Annotated in this window: 26 protein-coding genes and 1 tRNA gene; 15 read left to right on the top strand and 12 right to left on the bottom strand. The window is 52.6% G+C overall.

The features are described from left to right. Window positions 1–37: 37 nt before the first annotated feature. Entirely contained in the window at window positions 38–385 is a 348-nt protein-coding gene (locus tag ACPUC7_RS04205) for a DUF2502 domain-containing protein (protein WP_343553357.1), read from the bottom strand. A 159-nt stretch (window positions 386–544) separates the two neighbouring features. After that, window positions 545–1,534 carry an L-glyceraldehyde 3-phosphate reductase gene (gene mgrA / locus ACPUC7_RS04200; RefSeq protein ID WP_494921874.1) on the bottom strand — a complete coding sequence of 330 codons (990 nt, stop codon included), beginning with the start codon at window positions 1,532–1,534 and terminating at the stop codon, window positions 545–547. Window positions 1,535–1,748: 214 nt separating this feature from the next. Here mgrA and ACPUC7_RS04195 point away from each other — a divergent pair, with 214 nt between their 5' ends. Continuing rightward, on the top strand, window positions 1,749–3,401 hold the full coding sequence (locus ACPUC7_RS04195; protein WP_494921873.1) for an alpha-keto acid decarboxylase family protein: 1,653 nt from the start codon (window positions 1,749–1,751) through the stop codon (window positions 3,399–3,401). A gap of 159 nt (window positions 3,402–3,560) precedes the next feature. After that, window positions 3,561–4,526 (top strand): glucokinase, encoded by a 966-nt coding sequence (gene glk / locus ACPUC7_RS04190; RefSeq protein WP_343553354.1) that lies wholly within the window; start codon window positions 3,561–3,563, stop codon window positions 4,524–4,526. Window positions 4,527–4,558: 32 nt separating this feature from the next. Here glk and ACPUC7_RS04185 read toward each other — a convergent pair whose 3' ends face one another. Both ACPUC7_RS04185 and ACPUC7_RS04180 read right to left on the bottom strand, forming a co-directional pair. Continuing rightward, window positions 4,559–5,281: a LytR/AlgR family response regulator transcription factor gene (locus tag ACPUC7_RS04185; protein ID WP_494921872.1), complete on the bottom strand. Its 723-nt coding sequence runs from the start codon at window positions 5,279–5,281 to the stop codon at window positions 4,559–4,561. Continuing rightward, window positions 5,278–6,969 (bottom strand): LytS/YhcK type 5TM receptor domain-containing protein, encoded by a 1,692-nt coding sequence (locus ACPUC7_RS04180; RefSeq protein ID WP_494921948.1) that lies wholly within the window; start codon window positions 6,967–6,969, stop codon window positions 5,278–5,280. The genes ACPUC7_RS04185 and ACPUC7_RS04180 overlap by 4 nt, the downstream gene beginning before the upstream one ends. A 381-nt stretch (window positions 6,970–7,350) precedes the next feature. On the opposite strand from ACPUC7_RS04180, the gene ACPUC7_RS04175 reads away from it, so the two are divergent. Next, a complete protein-coding gene (locus ACPUC7_RS04175) occupies window positions 7,351–7,875 on the top strand; it encodes a GNAT family N-acetyltransferase (protein WP_494921871.1) in 525 nt (174 codons plus the stop codon). Between the two features lie 118 nt (window positions 7,876–7,993). Beyond that, a complete protein-coding gene (gene alaC, locus ACPUC7_RS04170; RefSeq protein WP_343553351.1) occupies window positions 7,994–9,232 on the top strand; it encodes an alanine transaminase in 1,239 nt (412 codons plus the stop codon). 39 nt (window positions 9,233–9,271) lie between these two features. Here alaC and ypdK read toward each other — a convergent pair whose 3' ends face one another. The 3 genes from ypdK to ACPUC7_RS04155 all read right to left on the bottom strand — a co-directional run bounded on the left by ypdK (window position 9,272) and on the right by ACPUC7_RS04155 (window position 12,182). Beyond that, window positions 9,272–9,343, bottom strand: coding sequence for a membrane protein YpdK (gene ypdK, locus ACPUC7_RS04165; protein WP_099686956.1), 72 nt, complete (start codon window positions 9,341–9,343; stop codon window positions 9,272–9,274). A 203-nt stretch (window positions 9,344–9,546) separates the two neighbouring features. After that, on the bottom strand, window positions 9,547–10,575 hold the full coding sequence (locus ACPUC7_RS04160; RefSeq protein WP_494921870.1) for an HlyD family secretion protein: 1,029 nt from the start codon (window positions 10,573–10,575) through the stop codon (window positions 9,547–9,549). Between the two features lie 5 nt (window positions 10,576–10,580). Continuing rightward, a complete protein-coding gene (locus tag ACPUC7_RS04155) occupies window positions 10,581–12,182 on the bottom strand; it encodes an MFS transporter (RefSeq protein WP_494921869.1) in 1,602 nt (533 codons plus the stop codon). Window positions 12,183–12,332: 150 nt separating this feature from the next. Between ACPUC7_RS04155 and ACPUC7_RS04150 the strand changes: the two genes are divergently transcribed. The 4 genes from ACPUC7_RS04150 to ACPUC7_RS04135 all read left to right on the top strand — a co-directional run bounded on the left by ACPUC7_RS04150 (window position 12,333) and on the right by ACPUC7_RS04135 (window position 14,924). After that, window positions 12,333–13,118, top strand: a complete 786-nt coding sequence (locus ACPUC7_RS04150) for an IclR family transcriptional regulator (RefSeq protein WP_343553348.1) — start codon at window positions 12,333–12,335, stop codon at window positions 13,116–13,118. A gap of 7 nt (window positions 13,119–13,125) precedes the next feature. Continuing rightward, a complete protein-coding gene (locus ACPUC7_RS04145) occupies window positions 13,126–13,578 on the top strand; it encodes a universal stress protein (protein ID WP_494921868.1) in 453 nt (150 codons plus the stop codon). 9 nt (window positions 13,579–13,587) lie between these two features. Next, window positions 13,588–14,391, top strand: a complete 804-nt coding sequence (locus tag ACPUC7_RS04140) for a hypothetical protein (protein WP_494921867.1) — start codon at window positions 13,588–13,590, stop codon at window positions 14,389–14,391. Window positions 14,392–14,645: 254 nt separating this feature from the next. After that, a complete protein-coding gene (locus ACPUC7_RS04135; RefSeq protein WP_494921866.1) occupies window positions 14,646–14,924 on the top strand; it encodes a membrane lipoprotein lipid attachment site-containing protein in 279 nt (92 codons plus the stop codon). 78 nt (window positions 14,925–15,002) lie between these two features. On the opposite strand, the gene ACPUC7_RS04130 is transcribed toward ACPUC7_RS04135, so the two are convergent. Together ACPUC7_RS04130 and ACPUC7_RS04125 are read right to left on the bottom strand one after the other, a co-directional pair. Then, the gene (locus ACPUC7_RS04130) at window positions 15,003–15,158 is read right to left on the bottom strand and encodes a hypothetical protein (RefSeq protein WP_494921865.1); all 156 of its coding nucleotides are present in this window, start codon (window positions 15,156–15,158) and stop codon (window positions 15,003–15,005) included. Window positions 15,159–15,442: 284 nt separating this feature from the next. Further along, window positions 15,443–16,660 carry an L-lactate MFS transporter gene (locus ACPUC7_RS04125; RefSeq protein WP_494921864.1) on the bottom strand — a complete coding sequence of 406 codons (1,218 nt, stop codon included), beginning with the start codon at window positions 16,658–16,660 and terminating at the stop codon, window positions 15,443–15,445. 268 nt (window positions 16,661–16,928) lie between these two features. Here ACPUC7_RS04125 and ACPUC7_RS04120 point away from each other — a divergent pair, with 268 nt between their 5' ends. Further along, window positions 16,929–17,168, top strand: a complete 240-nt coding sequence (locus ACPUC7_RS04120; protein ID WP_343553342.1) for a hypothetical protein — start codon at window positions 16,929–16,931, stop codon at window positions 17,166–17,168. A gap of 38 nt (window positions 17,169–17,206) precedes the next feature. Here the strand turns inward: ACPUC7_RS04120 and ACPUC7_RS04115 are convergent, their stop codons facing one another. Next, entirely contained in the window at window positions 17,207–18,106 is a 900-nt protein-coding gene (locus ACPUC7_RS04115) for a DMT family transporter (RefSeq protein WP_494921863.1), read from the bottom strand. A gap of 181 nt (window positions 18,107–18,287) precedes the next feature. Between ACPUC7_RS04115 and ACPUC7_RS04110 the strand changes: the two genes are divergently transcribed. The 4 genes from ACPUC7_RS04110 (at window position 18,288) to ACPUC7_RS04095 (ending at window position 20,126) form a co-directional block, all read left to right on the top strand. Further along, window positions 18,288–19,157, top strand: coding sequence for an AraC family transcriptional regulator (locus tag ACPUC7_RS04110; protein ID WP_494921862.1), 870 nt, complete (start codon window positions 18,288–18,290; stop codon window positions 19,155–19,157). Between the two features lie 198 nt (window positions 19,158–19,355). Beyond that, on the top strand, window positions 19,356–19,553 hold the full coding sequence (locus tag ACPUC7_RS04105; protein WP_494921861.1) for a hypothetical protein: 198 nt from the start codon (window positions 19,356–19,358) through the stop codon (window positions 19,551–19,553). Window positions 19,554–19,577: 24 nt separating this feature from the next. After that, a complete protein-coding gene (locus ACPUC7_RS04100) occupies window positions 19,578–19,808 on the top strand; it encodes a hypothetical protein (protein WP_494921860.1) in 231 nt (76 codons plus the stop codon). Window positions 19,809–19,832: 24 nt separating this feature from the next. Continuing rightward, entirely contained in the window at window positions 19,833–20,126 is a 294-nt protein-coding gene (locus tag ACPUC7_RS04095; protein ID WP_494921859.1) for a hypothetical protein, read from the top strand. A 16-nt stretch (window positions 20,127–20,142) separates the two neighbouring features. Here the strand turns inward: ACPUC7_RS04095 and ACPUC7_RS04090 are convergent. Both ACPUC7_RS04090 and ACPUC7_RS04085 read right to left on the bottom strand, forming a co-directional pair. Then, window positions 20,143–20,217 (bottom strand) — tRNA-Arg (locus ACPUC7_RS04090). Window positions 20,218–20,301: 84 nt separating this feature from the next. Further along, window positions 20,302–21,213 (bottom strand): formate/nitrite transporter family protein, encoded by a 912-nt coding sequence (locus tag ACPUC7_RS04085; protein WP_494921858.1) that lies wholly within the window; start codon window positions 21,211–21,213, stop codon window positions 20,302–20,304. A gap of 243 nt (window positions 21,214–21,456) precedes the next feature. Between ACPUC7_RS04085 and ccmA the strand changes: the two genes are divergently transcribed. Continuing rightward, a complete protein-coding gene (gene ccmA, locus ACPUC7_RS04080; RefSeq protein ID WP_494921857.1) occupies window positions 21,457–22,071 on the top strand; it encodes a cytochrome c biogenesis heme-transporting ATPase CcmA in 615 nt (204 codons plus the stop codon). Next, window positions 22,071–22,730 carry a heme exporter protein CcmB gene (ccmB, locus tag ACPUC7_RS04075; RefSeq protein WP_343553335.1) on the top strand — a complete coding sequence of 220 codons (660 nt, stop codon included), beginning with the start codon at window positions 22,071–22,073 and terminating at the stop codon, window positions 22,728–22,730. The genes ccmA and ccmB overlap by 1 nt, the downstream gene beginning before the upstream one ends. Window positions 22,731–22,748 lie beyond the last annotated feature (18 nt).

The following is a 22,748-nucleotide window of genomic DNA, read 5'->3' as shown; positions in this document are numbered from 1 at the left end:
AGAAAGAAAAATCCCGGTATTAACCGGGATTTTTTGTTTAATGATGATGGTGATCGTGGCGATCATCATGGCGATGATCGTGACGCCAATGGTCACGTCGTTCACGTTCATGCCAGCGGCGTTCGCGCTCACGTTCATAGGCGCGATGACGTTTCCACTCTTCATGACGCCACCAGCGATGGTCATCGTAGCGATAACGATCGTTCCACCAGCGTGGTTCACGCCAGCGGCCGCCATCCCAGTAATTACCATGACGATCGCGATCGCCGAGATGCAGCGTAACGCCTGGACCCAAGTTGATGGTGGCGCTGTCGGCTTGTGCTGTGCTGATAGCCAACGGGGATAATGTTGCCAGCAAGGCGGCAAACAAAATGGCACGTTTCATAGTTTCTCCTTTTCAGTAGCTTATACCTGCTACCGTTGCGCTAGTGTGCCATATCGAACCAGGCGCGCCTTGAGAAAAACTCTTAAAAGGTTGAGGTTATTCTGAAATGAGAATTATCTGCTGCGGAAAAAGCCCGGCAAAGGCCGGGCGGGTAAGCGTTTACACTAAAATATTATGGATGGCGTTAATCTCGTCCTGACTCAGCGTTGGCTGACTCAACATCTCAACTGCATCATCAATTTGCGCGGTTTTACTGGCGCCAATCAGCACCGATGTGACACGCGCATCGCGCAGCACCCAGCTCAACGCCATCTGCGCCAGTTTCTGGCCGCGCTGCTGCGCAATCTGTTGTAGCTGGCGCACTTTTTCCATTTTCTCTTGCGTCAGCTGGCTCTCATTGAGGAACTTGCTGCCACTGGCGATACGGGAATCTTCGGGAATGCCCTGCAAATAGCGATCGGTCAACACGCCGCCCGCCAGCGGGGAGAAAGCGATACAACCAACGCCGTTATCGCCCAGCACATCCAGCAAGCCTTGCTCTGGCGTGCGCTCAAACATCGAATAACGCGGCTGATGAATCAGGCATGGCGTGCCGAGATCGCGCAGAATCGCAATCGCTTCAGCCGCTTTATCCGCCGGATAATTTGAGATCGCCGCGTATAACGCTTTGCCCTGACGTACTACCTGATCGAGCGCGCGCATGGTCTCTTCCAGCGGTGTTTCCGGATCGGGACGATGATGATAGAAGATATCGACGTACTCCAATCCCATACGCTTCAAACTTTGATCAAGGCTAGAAATCAGATACTTGCGCGAACCCCAATCGCCGTAAGGTCCGTCCCACATGGTGTAACCGGCTTTGGTGGAGATCACCAGTTCATCGCGCAGACCGTGGAAATCCTCGCGCAAGATGCGCCCAAAATTGGATTCGGCTGAACCCGGCGGCGGACCATAATTATTCGCCAGGTCGAAATGCGTGATGCCGCGATCAAAAGCGTGGCGCAACAATTCACGACTATTATCAACGCGCGTGCTGTCGCCAAAGTTGTGCCACAAACCCAGCGAAATAGCCGGTAATTTGAGGCCGCTTCGGCCACTGCGACGATATTGCATCTGTTGATAACGTTCAGGATGGGGAAAAGCAGTCATGCAGCGTTCCTGTCTCAAGAGGGGAGAAAGTGACATCAGCATAGCAGTGTATGCGTTTACACTAAGGTGAAATGAGCCGAAGATCGCAACTTACAGAATTATCTGTCGTCGTAACGATTGCTTGCCACAAATCGCAGCGCCACGATGCTGAAAATCTCGCCAATTCAGCCACATCACTGATACTTCTCAACATCCACTTGAGAAGGAGCTGTCGATGAAAACCCTTAATGTTGGCGACTATTTACTTCACCGTTTGCAACAAGCTGGCATCTATCATTTGTTCGGCGTGCCGGGTGATTACAATCTGCAATTTCTCGACAGTGTGATAGCGCATCCCGATATCGCCTGGGTTGGCTGCGCCAATGAACTGAATGCCGCCTATGCCGCTGATGGTTACGGCCGTTGCAACGGTGCCGCCGCGCTGTTAACCACTTTCGGCGTAGGCGAATTGAGCGCGATAAACGGCATTGCCGGTAGCTACGCCGAATATGTGCCGGTGATTCACATCGTGGGCGCGCCCGCCAGTCAGGCGCAGGCCAATGGCGATTGCGTACATCATTCATTAGGCGATGGCGATTTCGGCCATTTTCTGCGAATGGCACAGGAAGTCAGCGTGGCTTCTGCCGTACTGACACCGGAAAATGCGGTGGCCGAGATTGATCGCGTGATCGCCGAAGCGCTCAAACAACATCGCCCCGGATACTTATTAATGGCGGTGGACGTGGCGGCGGCAGAAGTAATCATGCCAAGTCATATCGAGCCACAGCCAGAAAACCAACGTGCGGTGGCGGCAGCCTTTGCTGATGCCGCCGAGCGTTTATTAGCACCGGCACAACGCGTATCGCTGCTGGCCGATTTTCTTGCCTCGCGTTGGCAACTGCAATCACAGCTTGCCGCCCTGCGTCAACTTCGTGCCATTCCTGCCGCCACCTTATTAATGGGCAAAGGTGTGCTCAATGAGCAGCAACCTGGCTTTGTCGGCACTTACGCAGCGGAAGGCAGCAGCGAGGCGGTGCGCCAGGCGATTGAAAATACCGATGTCACGTTGTGTGTCGGTGTGCGCTTCACCGATACCTTAACCGCCGGATTCACTCAACATTTACCCGAACCGCGCGTAATCGATCTGCAACCGTTTCAGGCCACGGTCGCGGGCGAAGTGTTTGCACCGCTCAGCATGCAGCACGCATTGGAAGCCTTATTGCCGATTTATCAGCGTCACTGCGCCCACTGGCAATTGGCTGAGGCGCCAGAATGCGAAGAAAATAAGCACATTGATGCGGCAATAATCAGTCAGCAGGCATTCTGGCAAGCGATGCAGCGCTTCTTGCAGCCGGGTGATATTATCCTTGCCGATCAAGGCACCGCGGCATTTGGTGCCGCGTCACTGCGTTTGCCGCAGGAGGCGCAATTGTTGGTGCAACCGCTGTGGGGATCGATTGGCTATACTTTACCCGCCACCTTCGGGGCGCAAACCGCACAGCCAGATCGTCGTGTAATCCTTATTATTGGTGATGGCTCGGCGCAGCTCACCATTCAAGAGTTGGGCTCGATGCAGCGCGATGGTCAGCAGCCCATCATCTTCTTACTGAATAATGATGGCTACACGGTTGAACGGGCGATTCACGGCGCAGAGCAGCGTTATAACGACATCGCGCAGTGGAATTGGACCGCGCTGCCGCAGGCGATGAGCGTAGATTGCGCGGCGCAAAGCTGGCGCGTGAGTGAAACGGTGCAACTTGATGCGGTGATGGCGCAATTAATGCGTAATCGTCGTTTGTCGCTGGTGGAAGTGGTGATGGACAAACAGGACTTGCCGCCGCTGCTACGTAAGGTTACCGCCGCTTTGCATCAACGTAACAGCGGTTAAATTCGGAAAGTTGCCGCTGTGCAGCCCGCCGGGCGATCCGTAGGCTGTGCAGCATCTTTGAATGGACGCGCCCATCATGTCAGGTGGGCGTTGTTGTTTTATTGGCAGGCTTTTATAGTGTCCTGCAATTGTTTATGACCCAAGCGGAGCAGCAGAAGAATGACAACATACGCCCTGGTCGGCGATGTGGGCGGTACCAATGCCCGTCTCGCATTGTGTGAGGTGGAAACTGGCGCTATCTCTCAGGCCGAAACATTCTCAACATCAGACTACGACAATCTCGAAGCGGTGATTCGTCATTATCTCGACGAGCAAAAACAGGACATCAAACATGGCTGCATCGCCATTGCTTGTCCGATCACCGGCGATTGGGTGGAGATGACCAATCACGATTGGGCGTTTTCGACCAAAGCGATGAAGGAAAATCTGGCGCTGGAAAGCCTGGAAATCATCAACGATTTCACCGCGGTATCGATGGCTATTCCGATGCTGAGCGAAAAGGAAGTGATTCAGTTTGGTGGTAAATCGCCGATTGAAGGCAAGCCGATTGCGATTTATGGCGCTGGCACCGGTTTGGGCGTTAGCCATTTGGTACACGTCGATAAACGTTGGATCAGCCTGCCAGGTGAAGGCGGTCACGTGGATTTCGCACCGAACAGTGAAGAAGAGGGCGAAATTCTTGAAGTGCTGCGTGCTGAGCTGGGCCACGTTTCTGCGGAACGTGTGTTATCCGGTTCCGGCTTAGTCAATCTGTACCGCGCTATCGTCAAATCCGACGATCGTGAGCCGGAAAACCTCAAGCCGAAAGATGTCACCGAGCGCGCGCTGAAAGACAGCTGCATCGATTGCCGTCGTGCGTTGTCGCTGTTCTGCGTCATTATGGGCCGTTTTGGCGGCAACCTGGCGCTGAATCTCGGTACCTTTGGCGGCGTTTATATTGCGGGCGGTATCGTGCCGCGCTTCCTCGATTTCTTTAAAGCGTCAGGCTTCCGCGCGGCGTTTGAAGACAAAGGCCGCTTCCGCGATTATCTGGTGGATATTCCGGTGTATATGATCACTCACGATCAACCGGGATTACTCGGCGCGGGCGCGCATTTGCGTCAGGTGCTGGGCCGCGAACTGTAATACTGTCTGGCGAGCGGCGTCCGCCGTTCGCCTTACAATCTCATCAATAGCCGAAAGGCTTTCACCTTGCTTCTGCTCACCGGCACTTGCGCATCCAAATCACGCAGCTTCAACAAATAGGTATTGTTAAACCAGGGTTCGATTTCGCGGATCTTGCTTAAGTTGACGCAATAAGAACGGTGACAGCGGAAAAACTGTTGTTCCGGTAAACGACTACAAAACTCACTGATCACCATCGACATCACATAAGCTTCGCGCCGCGTGTAGACAAACGTCAGCTTTTCATGCGCTTCCACGTAATAAATCTCGTTGATATCGGTAACGATAATGCGTTCATCTTTTACCAGATTAACGGTTTGCGGTGCGCTAATTGTTGCGTGCGTTTGTGACTGTTGCTGCACGCTGGCTTCCAGTTTGCGCAGCATGGTGACAATGCGTGATTCGTGATACGGCTTGAGAATGTAGTCAAACGCATCCAGCTCAAACGCATCTACCGCATGCTCTTTCCACGCGGTGATGAACACAATCAACGGCTTATGGGCGAATTGATTGATGTTTTGCGCCAGCAGCATGCCATCCAGCGAAGGAATGTTGATGTCGAGGAATATCACATCAACGCGATGGGTTTGCAGATACTTCAGCACTTCCAGCCCGTCATCAAAGCAGGCTTCTACTTCAATTTGGCTGTGCTGCTGAATCATCCAACTCAACTCTTGCTGCGCAAGAAATTCGTCTTCAACGATAATGGCTTTCACGCAGAGGTTTCCGTGGTGGGGCGCAGCGGCGCGGGCAGTGGTTGACCATTCTTACTGAGAGTAAAGGCAATTTCAGTGCCGGGATGATGACGCGTAATCGTTAATCCGTGGCCGGAGAGCAGTTTCACCCGATGATGCACATTTAACAGGCCAATCTTGTTGCCGGGCATCTCATTGCGCGCCACGCGATTCATCACATCGTCGCTGATGCCGTCGCCGGTATCACGCACCGCCACGCGCACCCGATCGCCCAAATCTTTCACGCTCAAAGTCACCACGCCTTTGCCGCGACAAGGTTGAATACCGTGCACAATGGCGTTTTCTACCAGCGGCTGAATCAGCAAACTGGGCAAGGTGAAATGCAGATCTTCATCGACGTCATAAATCATCGATAGCTTATCGCCAAAGCGCGCCTGCTCAATCGCAATGTAATCTTTCACCTGCCACAGCTCTTTCTTGATATCGATAAGTTCGTCGTCGTTGAGTTCGAGGTTGTAGCGTAGATAGCGCGACAGGTTGATCACCAATTGGCGGGCGGTATCTGGATTAAGCCGGATCGAAGAGGAGATGGCATTCAGCGCGTTGAACAGGAAATGCGGGTTTATTTTGCTTTGCAGCGCGCGCAATTCCGCTTTGTTCGCCATCTCACGCAGTTGCTCTGCACGCGACACTTCCAACTGGGTCGAGATAATCTGCGACAGGCCAATCGCCATCTCTTTTAAAGAACCGGTGATGCGATGTGCGCGGCGATAATATATTTTCAGCGTGCCAGTGACTTCCCCTTTTTCCCAAAGGGGAATAACTAACATTGAGTGAATATCTTTGGTGCGATGCGCTTCATCGTTGTTCTTGATGATGATTTTTCCGCTGGAGATTGATTGCGCGGTGGTTGGGCTAATGGCGTCATCGCCATTGTGATAGTTCTGCTCGCCGTAGCCGACGTAGGCCAGAATCTGTTTGGTATTGGTGATGGCAACCGCATCGGCGTGAATGTCGGTGCGAATGATATCGCACACTTTATGCAACGATTGGCTGTCCACCTGACGAAACAGCGGCAGGGTTTTGTTGGCGATTTCCAGCGCCAGCTTGGCCTGGCGTGCGGCAATCGCCTCTTTTTCCCCCTCCACGCTCTGCACCAGCAGCACGATCAAACCGATGCTGGATGCGCCGAGAATCATCGGCAGCGCAATCTCGGCAACAATCGCTAATCCCAGCGTCATCGGCTTGGCCCACAGCACAATCAGCAGCATGGTCAGGCTCTCGCACAGCATGCCGCCGAGAATCCCGGCGCGCCAACGCTGCTCTTTGCTAATGCGGCGATTAATCACGCCAGAGGCAATGCCGGCGATAATGCTGGTGATCAAACACGGCACCGCTGTAACGCCATCCATATCAATCAGATAGCGATGTAAACCGGCGATGATGCCGGTCGCAATCCCGACCCACGGGCCAAACAATATGCCGCCGGACATCACCGCAATCACGCGCACATTCAGCAGCGAACCGTCGACATTAATGCCAGACCAGGTGCTGAACAGCGCAAATAGCGAGAAGATTGCCGTCACCACCACTTTTTCACGCACCGAATGTTCGTCTTTTTGCAGCAGTTGACGAAACACTCGCGTGCGCGTGAGGAAGAACAGGCAGATCAGCATCAGCGCTGCGCGGTCAAATACCGCCAGCAGCATGTCGAAGTGGGAAGGCAAAGGCAGCTCTCGGACAAGGCAAGAATGCGGCTATGATAAAAAATGTGATCAAGATCCGCCAGCGCCACGGCAAGCTGCAGACGCTTCTTATAGCTTGGATCAATTTTAGGCTTATTGGGGACACCATGAATGGTGACTCTACGGGCGCGTATCGTTCTGGGTTCGCGGTCACCATAAATGGCGACCCTACGGCGCGCACCGCTCTGTTTTTGTAGGGTCGCCATTCATGGTGACCTGGCGAATTAAACAGAAAAGAGGAAATCCTGAGCGCTAAAAAGAGGATTAGCCAAACCGTGCGCCGATCGCTGGTTGTCGTAGATCCAGTTTGCTATGTTGCCGTATACAAAATCGCGGAGCCCGGCAATGCAATTACTCACCCCACGTTTGTCCCTAAGCCGACTGCAGGCGGAAGATTGGCAGATTTTCAAAGCGGTGCATCAGGACACCGCCACCATGACGTGGGTCAGTGAAATCCCAGATGAAAACGACATTCGCCAGCGCTTCACCGAGCGGCTGGCGCCGTGGCAAGCCAGCAGTTTTCACATGCTGTGCCTGGTCGCCAGAATCCGCGCAACGGGCGAGCCGATTGGTTTGTTTGGCTGTAGCGCGGAATGGCATCCTTATCGTCAGGCAGAAGTGGGTTACATGCTGCTGCATGCGTATACCGCACAAGGTTACGGCAGCGAAGCGCTTGATGCGCTCTGCACCTTTTTGCTACAAGCAGAATTTCATAAGCTGAAAGCGATGGTGATTGAGGGGAATTGGCCGTCACGACGTATTTTGGAGAAGAATGGTTTCGAACTTGAGGGCACGCTGCGGGATAATTATCTGTTAAACGGCCAATGGGTGAGCGATTGGGTGTTAGGTCGCCTGAATCCTGAGAATTAGAATTTTTTTATTCTGCTCTCGACAATCTGGTTATCAGCACGTTATGTTCTTGAGGCGGTCACCACAGTGACCCACGTCGCTCGGACGGTCCGGGCGCTTACGTAATCCAGAGGATCTCATGGCTGATAACAGCACACCCCGTCGTTTCTCGCGTATTGAACGCCTTCCGCCTTATGTATTTAACATTACTGCCGAATTGAAGATGGCTGCGCGTCGGCGCGGCGAAGACATCATCGATTTTTCGATGGGCAATCCGGACGGCCCCACGCCGCCGCACATCGTCGAAAAACTCTGTCAGGTGGCGCAGCGCGAAGACACGCACGGTTACTCAACCTCGAAAGGTATTCCTCGTTTGCGTCGCGCAATTTCGCGCTGGTACGCAGACCGTTATCAGGTCGAGATCGATCCGGAATCAGAAGCGATTGTCACCATCGGTTCCAAAGAAGGGCTGGCGCATTTGATGCTGGCAACGCTCGATCACGGCGACACGGTGTTAGTGCCCAATCCCAGCTATCCGATTCACATCTATGGCGCGGTGATTGCCGGTGCGCAGGTGCGTTCAGTACCGCTGGTGGCGGGCGTTGACTTCTTCAACGAGCTGGAACGCGCGATTCGCGAAAGTTATCCGAAGCCGAAAATGATGATTCTCGGTTTTCCGTCGAACCCCACTTCGCAATGCGTTGAACTGGATTTCTTCGAGCGCGTGATTGCGCTGGCGAAGCAGTACAACGTGCTGGTGATTCACGATCTGGCGTATGCGGATATCACCTATGATGGCTGGAAAGCGCCATCAATCATGCAGGTGCCCGGCGCGCGCGATGTGGCGGTTGAGTTCTTTACCCTGTCGAAAAGCTACAACATGGCGGGCTGGCGTATCGGCTTTATGGTCGGTAACAAAGAGTTGGTCGCGGCGCTGGCGCGCATCAAAAGTTATCACGATTACGGTACGTTCACGCCGTTGCAGGTGGCTGCGATTGCTGCGCTGGAAGGCGATCAACAATGCGTGCGCGATATTGCCGAGCAGTACAAACGTCGCCGTGATGTGCTGGTGAAAGGCCTGCACGAAGCGGGTTGGATGGTTGATCTGCCGAAGGCATCAATGTATGTGTGGGCCAAAATTCCTGATCACTACGCGCATCTCGGTTCGCTGGAATTCGCCAAATTGCTGTTGCAGGAAGCGAAGGTATGCGTGTCGCCGGGCATCGGTTTTGGTGATTACGGTGATACACACGTGCGTTTTGCGCTGATTGAGAACAGCGATCGTATTCGTCAGGCGGTACGCGGGATTAAAGCCATGTTCCGTGCTGATGGCATTTTGCCGGGAACGGTGAAAGCGCTGGAAGAAGAGGAAGAGTAAAACTGAATGGGGCGACTGGCGTCGCCCCGTCTGGCGGCTCTACAGCATCAGTACAAAAGTACCGACCCAAAGTAACAGGAAAAAAGAAATTCCCATCAAAGCGTATCTCACAACAGCAACTCCTCTGAGCGGTTACCCGGCGAGCGATCCCAAACTCGCGTAACCCGAACAGAATAAGAGAAAGGTGGAGTTCATCAGCGCTACACGCTTTCTTCTCAGGTCGCTCCAGGCAAGCCCAGAACAGGATCGAGCGATAATCTACGCGGATTCGTCCCAAAAATAAATAGGCCGTTTCTGAGATATTGCTCACATTTTCAGCGGACATCAATCTCTGGAATTGCCGACATGCCAACCCGTAGTTTTGCCAGATCCGGTTGATTGATATCCAACACAATTTTCACCGGTAAACGCTGTACCACCTTGGTGTAATTGCCGGTGGCGTTATCCGGTGAAATAGCGGAAAAGGTCGCGCCGGTTGCCGGTGCGATACTGTCCACGCGACCGGTAAACGACTTGCCCGGTAACGCATCCACTTTCACCAGCACCTTTTGGCCTTGCTGCACATCAGCCAACTGTGTTTCCAGATAATTGGCGGTGATATAGGTTTGCTGTAACGGCACCACTGCCAGCAAACGGGTTCCGGCACTGACATACGCGCCAAGGCGGACAGAACGCTGCCCAACCATGCCATCCACCGGCGCGACGATGCGCGTGTAAGAAAGATTAAGCTGCGCCTGATCGACGCTGGCTTTTGCCGCCGTCACATCGGCCGCGGCCTGACGCACCGCGGCGTGTAGCACGCCAACTTGCTTCACAGCGGCAGCCAGCGCCGCTTCGCTCTGACGTACCGCCGCTGAGGCTGAACGCTGGGTCGAGTTGGCTTTCTGCTGATCGTCAGCAGCGATGGTGCCGCTTTTATACAACTGGTTGTAACGTGCCGCACTTTGTCCAGCATATTGCGCCGATGCCTGGCTCGCCGCTAAGGTGGCTTTCGCTTCATCAATGGTGGATTGCTGCTGTTCCAGCTGCGCCTGGCTGCTCAATTGCTTAGCTTCACTGACCTGCAAATTAGCCTGCGCAGTTTCCAGCGCCACGCGATAATCGCGATCGTCGAGCATCGCCAGCAGTTCACCGGCCTTAACACGCTGGTTATCTCGCACATTTACACTGGCGATATAACCAGACACTTTCGGTGCCACCAAGGTGTAATCGGCATTAACGTAAGCATCGGTGGTGCGGTGATCGTTGCCGGTCATTGATAACCAGACAAAAAATGCCATCGCTAATAACACCAGTAATAAGGCACTTAACAGCACCGTTCTTTTCATTGCAAAAGCTTGCATATCAATTATCTCGACGTCGTCGTTGCAGGTTGAATCAGGGTCTGTGGCGGCCACACGCGTTTCGGCAGCCAGGCGGTTAACAGTAAAAGCAGGGCAGCAAAGGCAATCAGCATTTGATAACAATCACTTAAGCTCAGCACCATCGCCTGGTGTTTCAGCAAGGTGGCAAAGCCGCTGAGGTTTTCCGCACTGCTGGCGCTGCCATCAGGCAGCAAAGGCAAGCTACTGCTGGATTGCGCGCTGTTGGGTGCAGTCATCAACCAAGCGCGGTTGGCGGCATGATCAATCAATATGTTCGAATGAAACTGCTCACGATGGCTGATAAACCAGGCGACTAAGGTGCTGGCGGCGATGCTGGAGAAGCCGCGCACGGTGTTGAACATCGCGGAAGCAAACGGGCCTTCTGGCGGCGCGACCACGCTGGTGGCGCTCATCAACACCGGCAAAATCACCATTGGCTGACCAAACGCTTGCAAGATCTGAATTAGCCAAAAATTCTGCCGCGCCCAATCGGTGGTGATGTGCATGCCCATCAAGCAGGATGTCACCAATAGCGTCACGCCCGCCGTCAACATCCAGCGACAATCGACCCAGCGAATATTCAGTAATGCAGCAATAAATGGCGCAATCAGCAACTGCGGCAAACCGATGGTTAACGCCAGCGGCGCGAATTGTAAGGTGCGGAAACCTTGTACTTGCGCCAGATAGGCGGAAGGCAGCGCCGAACCTGACAGCGACAAAATCAACACGCCCGCCAGCACCAATAAACCATGCGAAAGATTGCGTCGTGCCAACATCTGCAACTTGAACAGTGGCAGCGGATGAAACCATTCATTAATAAAGAACACAGTCAGCAATGCCAGAGCGCTGAATAATAGGCCGCTGAATAATGAGGATTCGAGCCAATCGAGCCGCTCGCCCTGCGTTAGCGCCAGAATCAGCAATGCCATGCCGCTGCAACCGGTGAGCATGCCGAACAGGTCGATTTGCTTAAAGCGTTCGAGGCGCAGCGGATCTTGCGGCAAGCCCCAACCAATCAGCAGCATGGCAATCAGCATGGCGGGAACCACTTGCCAGAACACGAACAGCCAACTGACCTCATCGGTCCAGAATGCTGCCAGCGAGGCAGCCATGTTGGGGCCGAAAGTGGCGGTGAGCGCATAGCCTGCCAAACCGTACAATTTGATTGGCGGCGGCAAGAAGCGCAGCGCAACGGTCATCAGCAGCGGCGGTAATGCGCCACCAAATAAACCTTGCACCACGCGCAAGGCGATAAATAACGGCGCGTTGGGCATCAACGGCAGCAGCAGGCCGCTCAGCATAAAACCAGCGGAAACCAATAGCGCAAAACGGCGCAGTGAAAACGTCACGGCAAACCACGGCGCGATCATCATCGCCGCGACTTCTGCGGCCTGATAAGCGGAAATGATCCAACTGCCCTGATCGTAACTGATGCCGATCGCCGCACGGATATCGGCCAGCGCGATATCGGTAACGCGATCGTTTAATCCAGAAGAGAGCGCGGCAATCAACACACCCACCAATCCCAGCGCCAGGCGCAGAGTAAAAGGATGGGGCGCCGGAGCAGCAATCGGCTGGGCATTCATAGCAGGTGTCTCATTGTTATGTTGGTGCAGTGTATTGCGATGTGATACAGGTGGCATCTTACCTATCGGTATGATGTATTGCAATGTGATACAGGGTGTAAAAGTGCGATTATTCGCGTTAAAGTAGGGCAGGCCAAAAAGGAACGCATCATGGTTGAACTCCCCTCAAGCCGTGAGGATGAAAAGGCGGGTGGCATTCAAGTCATCGCGCGTGCGGCAAAAATTCTGAATGCGCTGGGTGAACATCCCGGCGGCATGAGTTTGGGTGAAATTGCGCAAGTGGTTGATCTGCCGAGATCTACGGTGCAGCGCATCATCGCTGCGTTGGATAGCGCGCAACTGGTGCGCAGCAGTGGCGCGGGCGGTTTACGTCTCGGTCCAGCGCTGCTCAAGCTGATTTCCAGCGTACACAGCGATGTGGTGGAAATCGTGCGTCCGTTCCTCGAACAACTCTCCGCAGATATCAATGAAACTGTATCGCTAGCGCGTGCGCACGGCACGCAGTTGGCAATCGTGCATTACGTGGTGGCGTCGCGCGAACTGCGTGTGGTGCCGCGTATCGGGTTGAATCTGCCGCTCTACAGCACGTCTGGCGGTCGCGCGTTACTGGCGCTGGAAAGCGATGAAGATGTACGCGTGATGGTCGGCGAGGCTTACAAAGAGCTGACCGAAATGACGGTGAAAACGCTGCCGCAGCTGCTGCAACTGATCGCAGAAGTGCGTGTCAGCGGTTTGGCGATTGATCGTGGCGAAACGCTGGAAGGGATCTCGACCATGGCGGTGGCCATCGACACGCTGTTTGGTCGTTTCTCTATCTCTTTATTGGTGCCCACGGCGCGTTTTCATAAACAGGAAGCGCTGTATCGCACCGAAATTTTGAAGTGCAAAGACGCCTTGATTGGTGAAATTGGCAAAATGACCGCTGTGGAAGGATAACCAACTGATGAAAACCTTACTGATGGCCATCGATAATTCTCCGGTGGCGGAAAAAGTGATTGCGCTGACCATTGAACAAGCGCTGGCGCATCAGGCGCAAGTTACGGTGTTATGCTGCGTTGATCCGGCGTACTCCTCGTGCAATCAACCGATTGAGATTGATGCCGGTGAAGATCCGGATGATTTTGTTGCCGCCAAAGATGAGCAAAACACCGCCGAAATGGTGGTGCGACATGCGCTGGCACCGCTGCTGCGAGCAGGCATTGCGGCGAAAGGGTTGATTCTGGCGGGTGAAGCGGCGGAAACCATTGTGGCGCAGTCGAACCTGCTGAACGCTACGATGATCATCATGGGACGCCGTCATTTGTCGCCATTTAATCGCTTGTTGAAAGGTTCTGTCAGCGCCGCAGTGATTGAGCGCGCCAATTGCCCGGTTTTGATTGACGTACGTAAGGATTAACCCCGTTCGATGCTCTCGCTTTTTCCTATTACGCTAGCGGCGTTTGCGCTGCTGGCGATCATCATTATTTTGCTGGTGCGTTCTACCTCGCTGCGCGGGTGGCAAGGTGTGCTGCTATTCCTGTTACCGCTGCTGCTGGCGAATCTGTTGTGGTTCAGCTGGCTGCATCCGCGCCAGGAACGGCAAGCGCTGGCGAGTGAAGTCTCAACCCAGCTCAGCCTCGCGCCCGGTTATCGTTTATTGAAAATTCAGGAACCCGCGCTGTGGCAGTTGCTCAATCGTGAACTGCTGCATAAGCGGCTTGCGGGTGTACCAGCCGATCAGGCGCTGGGTGATATGCGCGGTTGGCTGATGGATTTGGTGAATCAACGCCTAGCACGCGCCTCTGATGAGGCGATCCTCAATTACATTCGGGTGTCGGTAGATGAGATGCAGGCGCTGCAACAGCAGGAACCACAGCGCTGTTTCCGTTTCCTTTATCCGCAGGTCAACGGAGGCGTCAATTTGCAACAGGTGCTGTCACCAGAAATGAATCAGCGCGATGCGCAAGCGCTCGAAACCTTGCTACAACAGAGCACCGGTAATGAGCAACCGCTAGATCAGGCCGCTGCGCAGCGTGATCTGCAACATGTAGTGGAAACCTTGTATGGCAAGTGGGGCGATAAGCTTCAGCAATTGAATATGCCCGCCGACACGGCGGTTGATCGCGGTGCGATGTGCGCGATGTCGATTGATCTCTACAGCGGTATTCTCGCATTGCCTGCCAAACAAGCGGCCAATCTTTTACGTAAGATGGTCAGCCTTACCGGTTAGCGGGCAAAAAAAAGCCCGCTCAGCGCGGGCATGAAGGTCACTATCAGTATCTCTTTATTATCAGTATCACCTGGTGTGGTGCAGACTTCGTTTTGTCTGTACACAGAATCGCATTGCCCAAGTGATAAGTATAGCCGTTTGGTTTTATCGATTTGATTGGCAAAAACTTTGCTTTAAGCAGACATTTCGCGCTTTATTCCTATAGATAGGCGCGGCGTTGCATTTTAGACTGCGACGCTTGAGAGGACACCCTAATGAAAAAAATGCTTATTAGCGCGCTAGCGCTTTTTATGTTGGCGGGTTGTAGCGTCAGCAAACCAGGATTTGAACGAGTAGATGAAGATACCAGCTCAAATACCGTGCAGTATCGTTATGATCCGCACACCTTGAATAAAGATGCGCTGGAAATCGACCTAGCGAATTATTGCAGTCAACGTGGATTTGATAAGGTGGAATCACTGCCAGCGCAAAACAGTAATTTGCCTGGTTTAAAGAAAGCCTGGTATCAATGTAATTACGCAGTAAAAAGTTAAAAAATAGGGCGGGATAAATTCCCGCCCTTTTTATTTTCATTATTTTCTTGTTATATGCTGTGTATATTCTTTGCCCAATTACCAGTGTCTACCATGGCCGCCGTACCCGTGATGCCAGCCGCCACCGCCATGATGTCCCCAACCTGGGCCGCGACCGTGATCGTGGTCGATAATACAGCCGCTCAACATCGTCATGATGGCAACCACCGATGCAACCTTAATTAACTTTTTCATGGAGAGTCCTCCTCTTTTCCAATGGAGCCAGATTACAGCGGAAAAGTGGAGTGAAGATGCAGGAAATGTAGAGTTATTTCTGGTTCTATTTCGGAATGTGTCAATTAAATGCTAAAAATGGCGGGGCAGTAAATAATCCAATCGGAATAAGCTGAATGCCTGATAATAATAGCGCGATTACTCCGAAAGGCAAGGCTTAATAATAGTGGTTCTCAATAAACCGCTTATTGTGGATGAATTATGGAGAAAACGGATGCCGCCAATAAAAGCGGCATCCATTGAGATTAATTATGCAGCAAAGATTCTGATACGGATTGGCGATTTGGCACACGGATACTGAGCGACAGCAACAGCGAGATCACCAGCAAGGTCATAATCAGGCTGAAGGTAACGGTGAAGCCACCAAACGCCGAGGCCACTAACGAACCCAGTACGCTACCGATACCAAAGCCGAGGTAAATCAACCCGTAGTTTTTGGTCAAATTGTTTAGTCCGAAGAAGTCGCTAACCAATGAAGGGAACACGGTGATGGTGCCGCCAAAACTGAATGCCACGCAGGCCAATGACAGGAAGAAGCTGGTTTCATTCATGTGCGTGAACAGCAGAATGCTCATACCAATCAGCGAAACAATTTGCGCTACGGTGATCACTCGGATGCGCGCCATTTTGTCCGACAGTACGCCAAGAATCAGGCGTCCGCTGAGGTTGGCAATCGCAATCACGGTTACGGCGTTGGCTGCGGTTTGTGTGCTGAGATGCACCATACCTTCGCCGATATCTTTCGCCACACCAATCACGTACAAACCGCTCATGCAGGCAGTCAGGAACATCAGCGCCAGCATCCAATACTGCGGCAAACGCACTGACTCCGCCAAGGTGTAATCTTTGGCTCCGCGCTGCGCATTGTCGCTGGTTTTCTGCAGGGGCGCATCACGCATCAGTAACGCGCCGACAATGATCATGCTCATGGCGATCACGCCCCAAATCACGAAGGTGTTTTCCAGACCTTGTGACGTCAGCAGCGCGCCGCAGATAAATTTAAAGCCAAGGCTACCCAATCCGTAAGCGCCAATTGAACAGGCCGAAATCAACCCTTTGCGTTCCGGGAACCATTTCACGCAGTTGGATAGCGTCATCAGATAGCCCGCGCCATCCGCCAGTCCCACCAAAATACCGGCGCTGAGATACAGCATCATTAAATTATCGGCATGCGCGGTGAGCCAGAATCCCACCGCCATCAAAACACCCGCGCCGATGGTGACATTGCGCACGCCAAAGCGTTCCTGCAACTTGCCGGCCAGCGACGAAGCGATGGCTAAACCGAGGCTGAGTAAACCAAACGAGAAGGCCACTTCGCTGATGGGTGCATCCAGTTTATGGGCTAATGGGCCGTTAAACAGGCTCCACGTATAGACGGAACCCAGCGCAAACTGGGTGATGATGGTGCCGATAAGGGTAAGCATGCGGGTTCGTTGGATATTCGCATCGGTTGCTGTTTTCATTTTTATCTCTCACTCGAGAAAGCGGAATCTGGGCTGATGATAAGTGGCTATCGCGCGCGCGGGTTGAACCACGGCGTGAATGGACCGAGCGAGGGAATGAAATGCAGCGATACGGGTATGAATGACATAACGATGACAAGGCTAATGTCATTTTAACCGTAGCGGTTGCAGTGGGTAAGCATGTGTAACCAGTTGTATCGATCGGCGGATATTGCCTGCAAAGCTGGGGAAGTTTGCCAGGCTTAGAGTTCATTCAAGAGGAGGAAATATGATAGACCGAGCATATGAATCCGCGTCAAGCGAGGATGAGGTTTGCTGCATTATCGGTCAGGCGGTGATCGAGTTAAGCGATGAGCATCAACCAGTGAACAAATCCACGTTGTCGCTGAAATTACTGGCAATGGCCGACCGCGACAAAGATGATGAACGCGTCCTGCTTTACTGGATTGCCAGAAAAGCCATAACTAAACCTCACCAGCTCAATATCGGCGTTCAGGGCTGGCGCTAGAGGAACATAAGAGCGGGCGCAATGCCCGCTCTCGTTATTTAGGCCGGACGCAAACGTCCCATCGCCGGCCAGCGCACAAACATCACCATGTTGCCTGCCAGAATCATCACCAACCCGACAATCGCATTGCTGTGCCAGTGATAGCCTTCATACAAGGTCGAGAGCGTCAGCGCCACCAGCGGGAATAGCAAGGTGCTGTATGCCGCCTGACTGGCACCAATACGGCCCACCAGCGTGAAATAGGCACCAAATCCCAGCACTGAACCAAAAATCGCCAGATAACTCATTGCGCCCATCCATTGGAAATTCAGCGCGGGTGCCAACGAATCGCCATTGATCAGCGCTAATGCTGCCATCACCATTGCGCCATAAAACATGGCGTAGCTGTTGGTGGTCAACACATCGCGTTGGCGACGTTGATGGCGCATGGAAATCATGTTGCCGAAGGAGAAGCCCAACGTACCGAGCGCGCTCAGCCCCATGCCCCACAACAATTGTGGTGCGGGATCGGCTGCCATAATGTCATGCCAGAACAGCGCGACAATGCCTCCGAGGCCCAGCACCGCAGCGGGCAGCAAGCGGAAGGAAGGGCGTTGACGGAAGAAAATCCAGCTATTTAGCGCGTTATATAGTACTGCCATCGAAAAGATCACCGACTCCAATCCGCTGCTGATCCACGCCGCCGCATGATAGAAGCAGACAAAGTTGAAGCCGAAAACACAGCAACCTTGCAGCATGCAAAACAGGTGATCGCGCTTATCCAGCGTTCGCAGACGGCGCAACAGCTTCAGAATCACCAGCATCACCAACGACGCCAGTAAAAAGCGCCAAAACACCGCCACCAAAACCGGCGTGTCGGCCGCTTCCTGTTGTAAAAAGATGGCAATCCACGTGGTGCCCCAAATCACAACCACGGCAAGGTACAACATCATATTCATAGCGCGCTCTCCGGCAATAACTGGCTCGCAGTGTGGCGTGAAACAGGAAGAGCGGCTTGCACCTTTTTGCGCGGCAATTGCAAAATCTTGCGCTTTTTATTCTTGTGGCTGCTTATGGCCTGTTTTCTGTCCGCTGAGATCCGTACACTGTGCGCTTATGAACTGTGAGTGATAGCGAACCATGACCGATTACCAGACGTTTAATATGCTTCAGCGCCACAAGGCGCAATTGCGCGACAGTGTTCAACTGTCGAGCGGCATTAAGCTGGCATCGTGGTTCAACAGCGGCGATCGCGTTACCAATCTTAGTAATCATCACACGTTGAGTTTGTACACCGCCGACGGCTATGAAACCTGGCATAAAACCCAACATGGCTGGCGTAATGGCGGTGGACCGGATCGCTTCTGCTTGATGCCGGGCGGCGTGGAATCGGTTTGGGATATCCGTTCCGATTTGTCGTTTGTGCATCTGTATTGCACCGATGAACATCTGCGTCATTTGGGCGAACAAATCTGGGATCGCAGCCCCTCGCAGCTCAATCTGCATGAAAAGATCTTTGCCGATGACGATCGCATCACCCAGCTTTACCGCCATTTCCTGTTAAGTACCGATTGGCAGCAACCCGCCAACCAGCTGATGTTGAGCAGTGCTTCCACCTTGTTGATGACCCATTTATTGCAGCGTTACAGCGAGGTGCAATGGCAAGCGCCACAGGTGCGCGGCGGTCTTGCGCCAGTGGTATTGCGGCGGGTGATGGCTTATATCGATGCGCAGTTAGATCAACCTTTAACGCTGGCGCAATTAGCCGCCGAAGCTGCGTTAAGTGAATACCACTTTGCGCGCATGTTCCGTAGTAGCGTGGGCGAAGCGCCGCACCAATATGTTATGCGCCGTCGGATGGATGCGGCGTTGCAGCTGCTTAAATTTAGCCAATTACCACTGACAGAAATCGCGCTGCGCTGTGGTTTCCACTCTTCAAGCCATTTCAGTAATCGCTTCCGTCAAATGCATGGCGCCACGCCATCGGCCTGGCGACAAGCACAAGGTTAATTGCACGCTGCCACCAAAATTCATGTAATCCGCTGCAAACTCCTCGATATTTTTCTGAACACGTTTCTCATTTCTCTTCCCCCAATGGATTAATCGCGAGATTTTTATCCCGCGTTCGGTATGATGCCAGCAAGAAAAATAAATCTATTACATTGATTACAATGGAAACTTACTGGAGTGCGTAACATGGAAATACGTATGTCAAAGGTCGAAACCGACATTGATGAAATGAAGACGGATATCGCCCTGTTGAAAACCGATGTAGCGATCATTAAGTCAAATTATGTCACTAAGGGCGACTTGCATCAGGCAATTCACCAGCAAACTAAATGGATTGTTGCTGGCCTGATGAGTACGGCTGGGTTGACGTTAGCTTTTGCGCGTTGGCTGTTTTAATGATGAATCGCAGAGGAAAGATAAATGGAATTACGTCTGTCGAAGGTTGAAGCCGACATTGATGAAATGAAAACGGATATCGCGCTGTTAAAAATTGATGTGGCGCTCATCAAGTCTAACTATGTGACTAAAAGCGATCTTCACCTTGAGTTTGGCAAAATCCATCAAGAGTTGGGCAAGCAAACCAAATGGATCGTGGTCGGGATGATGAGTACCGCCGGTTTAACATTGGCTTTGGCGCGCTGGCTGTTCTAAATAACAACGTTTCAAGGAGAGAAAATGGAAACACGCGTTTCTAAATTGGAAGCGGTAATGGATGTGATGAAAGGCGACATATCATTGCTGAAAACAGATGTGGGGACGTTAACAACGGATGTCGCTCTTTTGAAAACCGATGTGGCAATCATCAAAACAAACTACGTGACCAAGAGCGATCTTTATCAGGAAATCGGTAAAATCCATCAGGATATCTGCAAAATTCATCACGAGTTGGGCAAGCAAACAAAATGGATTGTCGGCGGAATGATGAGTACTGCGGGGATAACTCTGGCTTTGGCAAGCTGGTTGTTTTGAGGGAGGGCGCTACGAATGGTGTCCCCTGCAGGAATCGAACCTGCAACTAGCCCTTAGGAGGGGCTCGTTATATCCATTTAACTAAGGAGACGCCGGGCGCGCAGTATAGCGCATCACCGAGCTGATTTTAACTATGCACAGGTTGTTTGCTCAATCTATCAGCAATATAGCGCCATCATTTCATCTGCTTCTCTTTGCGTTTCTGTTCCGCACGTGCTTTGGCTTTCGCCGCTTCGCTCATATCGTTGCGAATCTGTGCATGGCTAATCAGGGCGAAAATCAATGTTCCGCCGGTGATATTGCCCAGTAACGTTGGCAGCGCGAACGGCCAGAAAAATTCATACCACGGCAAGGTACCTGCAAACACCAGATACAGCACTTCCACGGAACCCACCACGATATGGGCCAGATCGCCCAGTGCCACCAGCCAGGTCATCATCACAATCACCACGATTTTGGCGGCCCCAGCATAAGGAAACATCCACACCATAGTGGCGATAATCCAGCCAGATATCACCGCATTAGCAAACATTTCGCTCGGTGTGTTCACCATCACTTTTTCGCTGATAGCGGTAAAAGCCTGTCGTGTTGCATCATCGAAAATCGGCATGTAATTAAAGGCTAACGCGCCAAGCGCAGTACCAATTAAGTTACCGGCAAGCACCACACTCCATAAACGCAGCAGCAGCATAAAATTGCTGCCAGTCGGTTTGTGCATCACCGGCAATACAGCCGTGACGGTATTTTCGGTAAACAACTGCTGGCGCGCCATAATCACGATAACAAAGCCAAAGGTATAGCCGAGATTCTCAAGTAAAAATGCGCCGGGCACACCCTCCAAATGGACCTGAAAAATGCCTTTCGCCATCAGCGATGCGCCCATCGATAATCCGGCGGCAACCGCAGACCACAACAGCGCCATGCCGTCGCGTTCTAACTCTTTTTCACCGTCCTGGCGAATCTCTTCATGAATGGCGGCAGCACGCGAGGGCAGGGCATCTTCATCCACTTCGATCTCCTTACCTTGTTCCTTTTCATCACTCTCTACATCGTTGTCACTGTTTGAAATCGATGGCGATTGTTTCATGTTTTCCTCGGGTGATAATGCCAATGCGTAATAAGCGTAGCTGGTTTTAGCAAGGGCAATTTGTTACCAGGATTCAAATTAAGAGTAACGAAATTTTAACCAAGGTGTTTTTTTGAGCAATTCTTTGATCTGATGCGCATGATTACCCCATTTGGGGTAAGTGGGAGCCAGTTCACAGACTTCGGCCCACAGATTCAATGTGGTATTATCCCCGCCTCATTCATTGCGGTGATTCTCCCTTCTATGCTCGAAGTCATTAATCTCTCATGCGTTCGTGATGAGCGAATTCTGTTTCATGGATTGAGCTTCCGGGTGCAACCGGGTGACATCGTTCAATTTGAAGGGCCAAACGGTGCTGGAAAGACCTCGCTACTGCGCTTGCTAGCGGGTTTAAGCCGCGCAGAAGAGGGCGAGGTGCTGTGGCAAACGCAACCGATTCGCCAGCAGCGCGAAATATGGCAACAAAACCTGCTTTATCTTGGCCATCATCCGGGCGTGAAATCGGTACTCTCACCGTTAGAGAATTTGCATTTCTGGCACGGCGACCGCAATGAAGACGCCATTTTTAATGCACTTGAGCAAGTTGATTTGCTGGGATTTGAAGAAGTGCCCGTCGCGCAACTCTCAGCAGGACAACAGCGACGTGTTGCACTGGCGCGACTGTGGCTCAGCCCGTCGTCAGTGTGGATCCTCGACGAGCCGTTAACCGCGATTGATAAAGGTGGCGTTGAAAAATTAATGGCGCGATTCGCTGCGCATGCCGATAACGGTGGATCAGTGATTCTCACCACGCATCAGGACCTGCCCGATAACACGGCGCGTGTGCGTAAAATTCGTCTTACTTCGGAGTGGGCTTGATGCTAGGCCGGGTTATTCAGCGCGAATTAAAAATTGCCTTTCGCAGCGGCGCGGAAGTGATCAATCCGCTGTGGTTTTTCCTGATTGTTATCACGCTGTTTCCATTAGGTATCGGGCCAGAGCCACAGCAGTTGGCGCGCATTGCGCCGGGCGTGGCGTGGGTTGCCGCGTTATTGGCGTCATTATTGGCGCTGGAACGACTATTTCGTGACGATTTTCTGGATGGTTCGCTTGAGCAACTACTTTTGTTGCCAACGCCGCTGCCTGTCACCGTGTTGGGCAAAGTGATTGCTCACTGGCTGATTACCGGTTTGCCGCTGATTTTGCTCTCTCCGCTGGCAGCGTTATTACTGTCACTGGATTTTGCTGGCTGGCGCGCCATGGCGCTGACCTTATTACTCGGCACGCCAACCTTGAGTTTTCTCGGCGCGATTGGCACCGGCTTAACCGTCGGATTGCGGCGCGGCGGCGTGTTATTAAGTTTGCTGGTATTGCCGTTGTCGATACCGGTGCTCATTTTTGCCAGCGCAGCGATTGATGCTGCGGGGATGGGATTGCCGATCGGTGGTTATCTGGCGATTCTCGGCGCGATGTTGGTTGTCAGCGCCACGCTGTCGCCGTTTGCCACCGCAGCGGCTTTACGTATCAGTCTGCATTAATTCGTGTCGCCTCAGAGC

It is taken from the genome of Pantoea sp. CFCC18179, from assembly GCF_059412405.1.
This window is presented reverse-complemented; position numbering and strand designations above follow the sequence as displayed.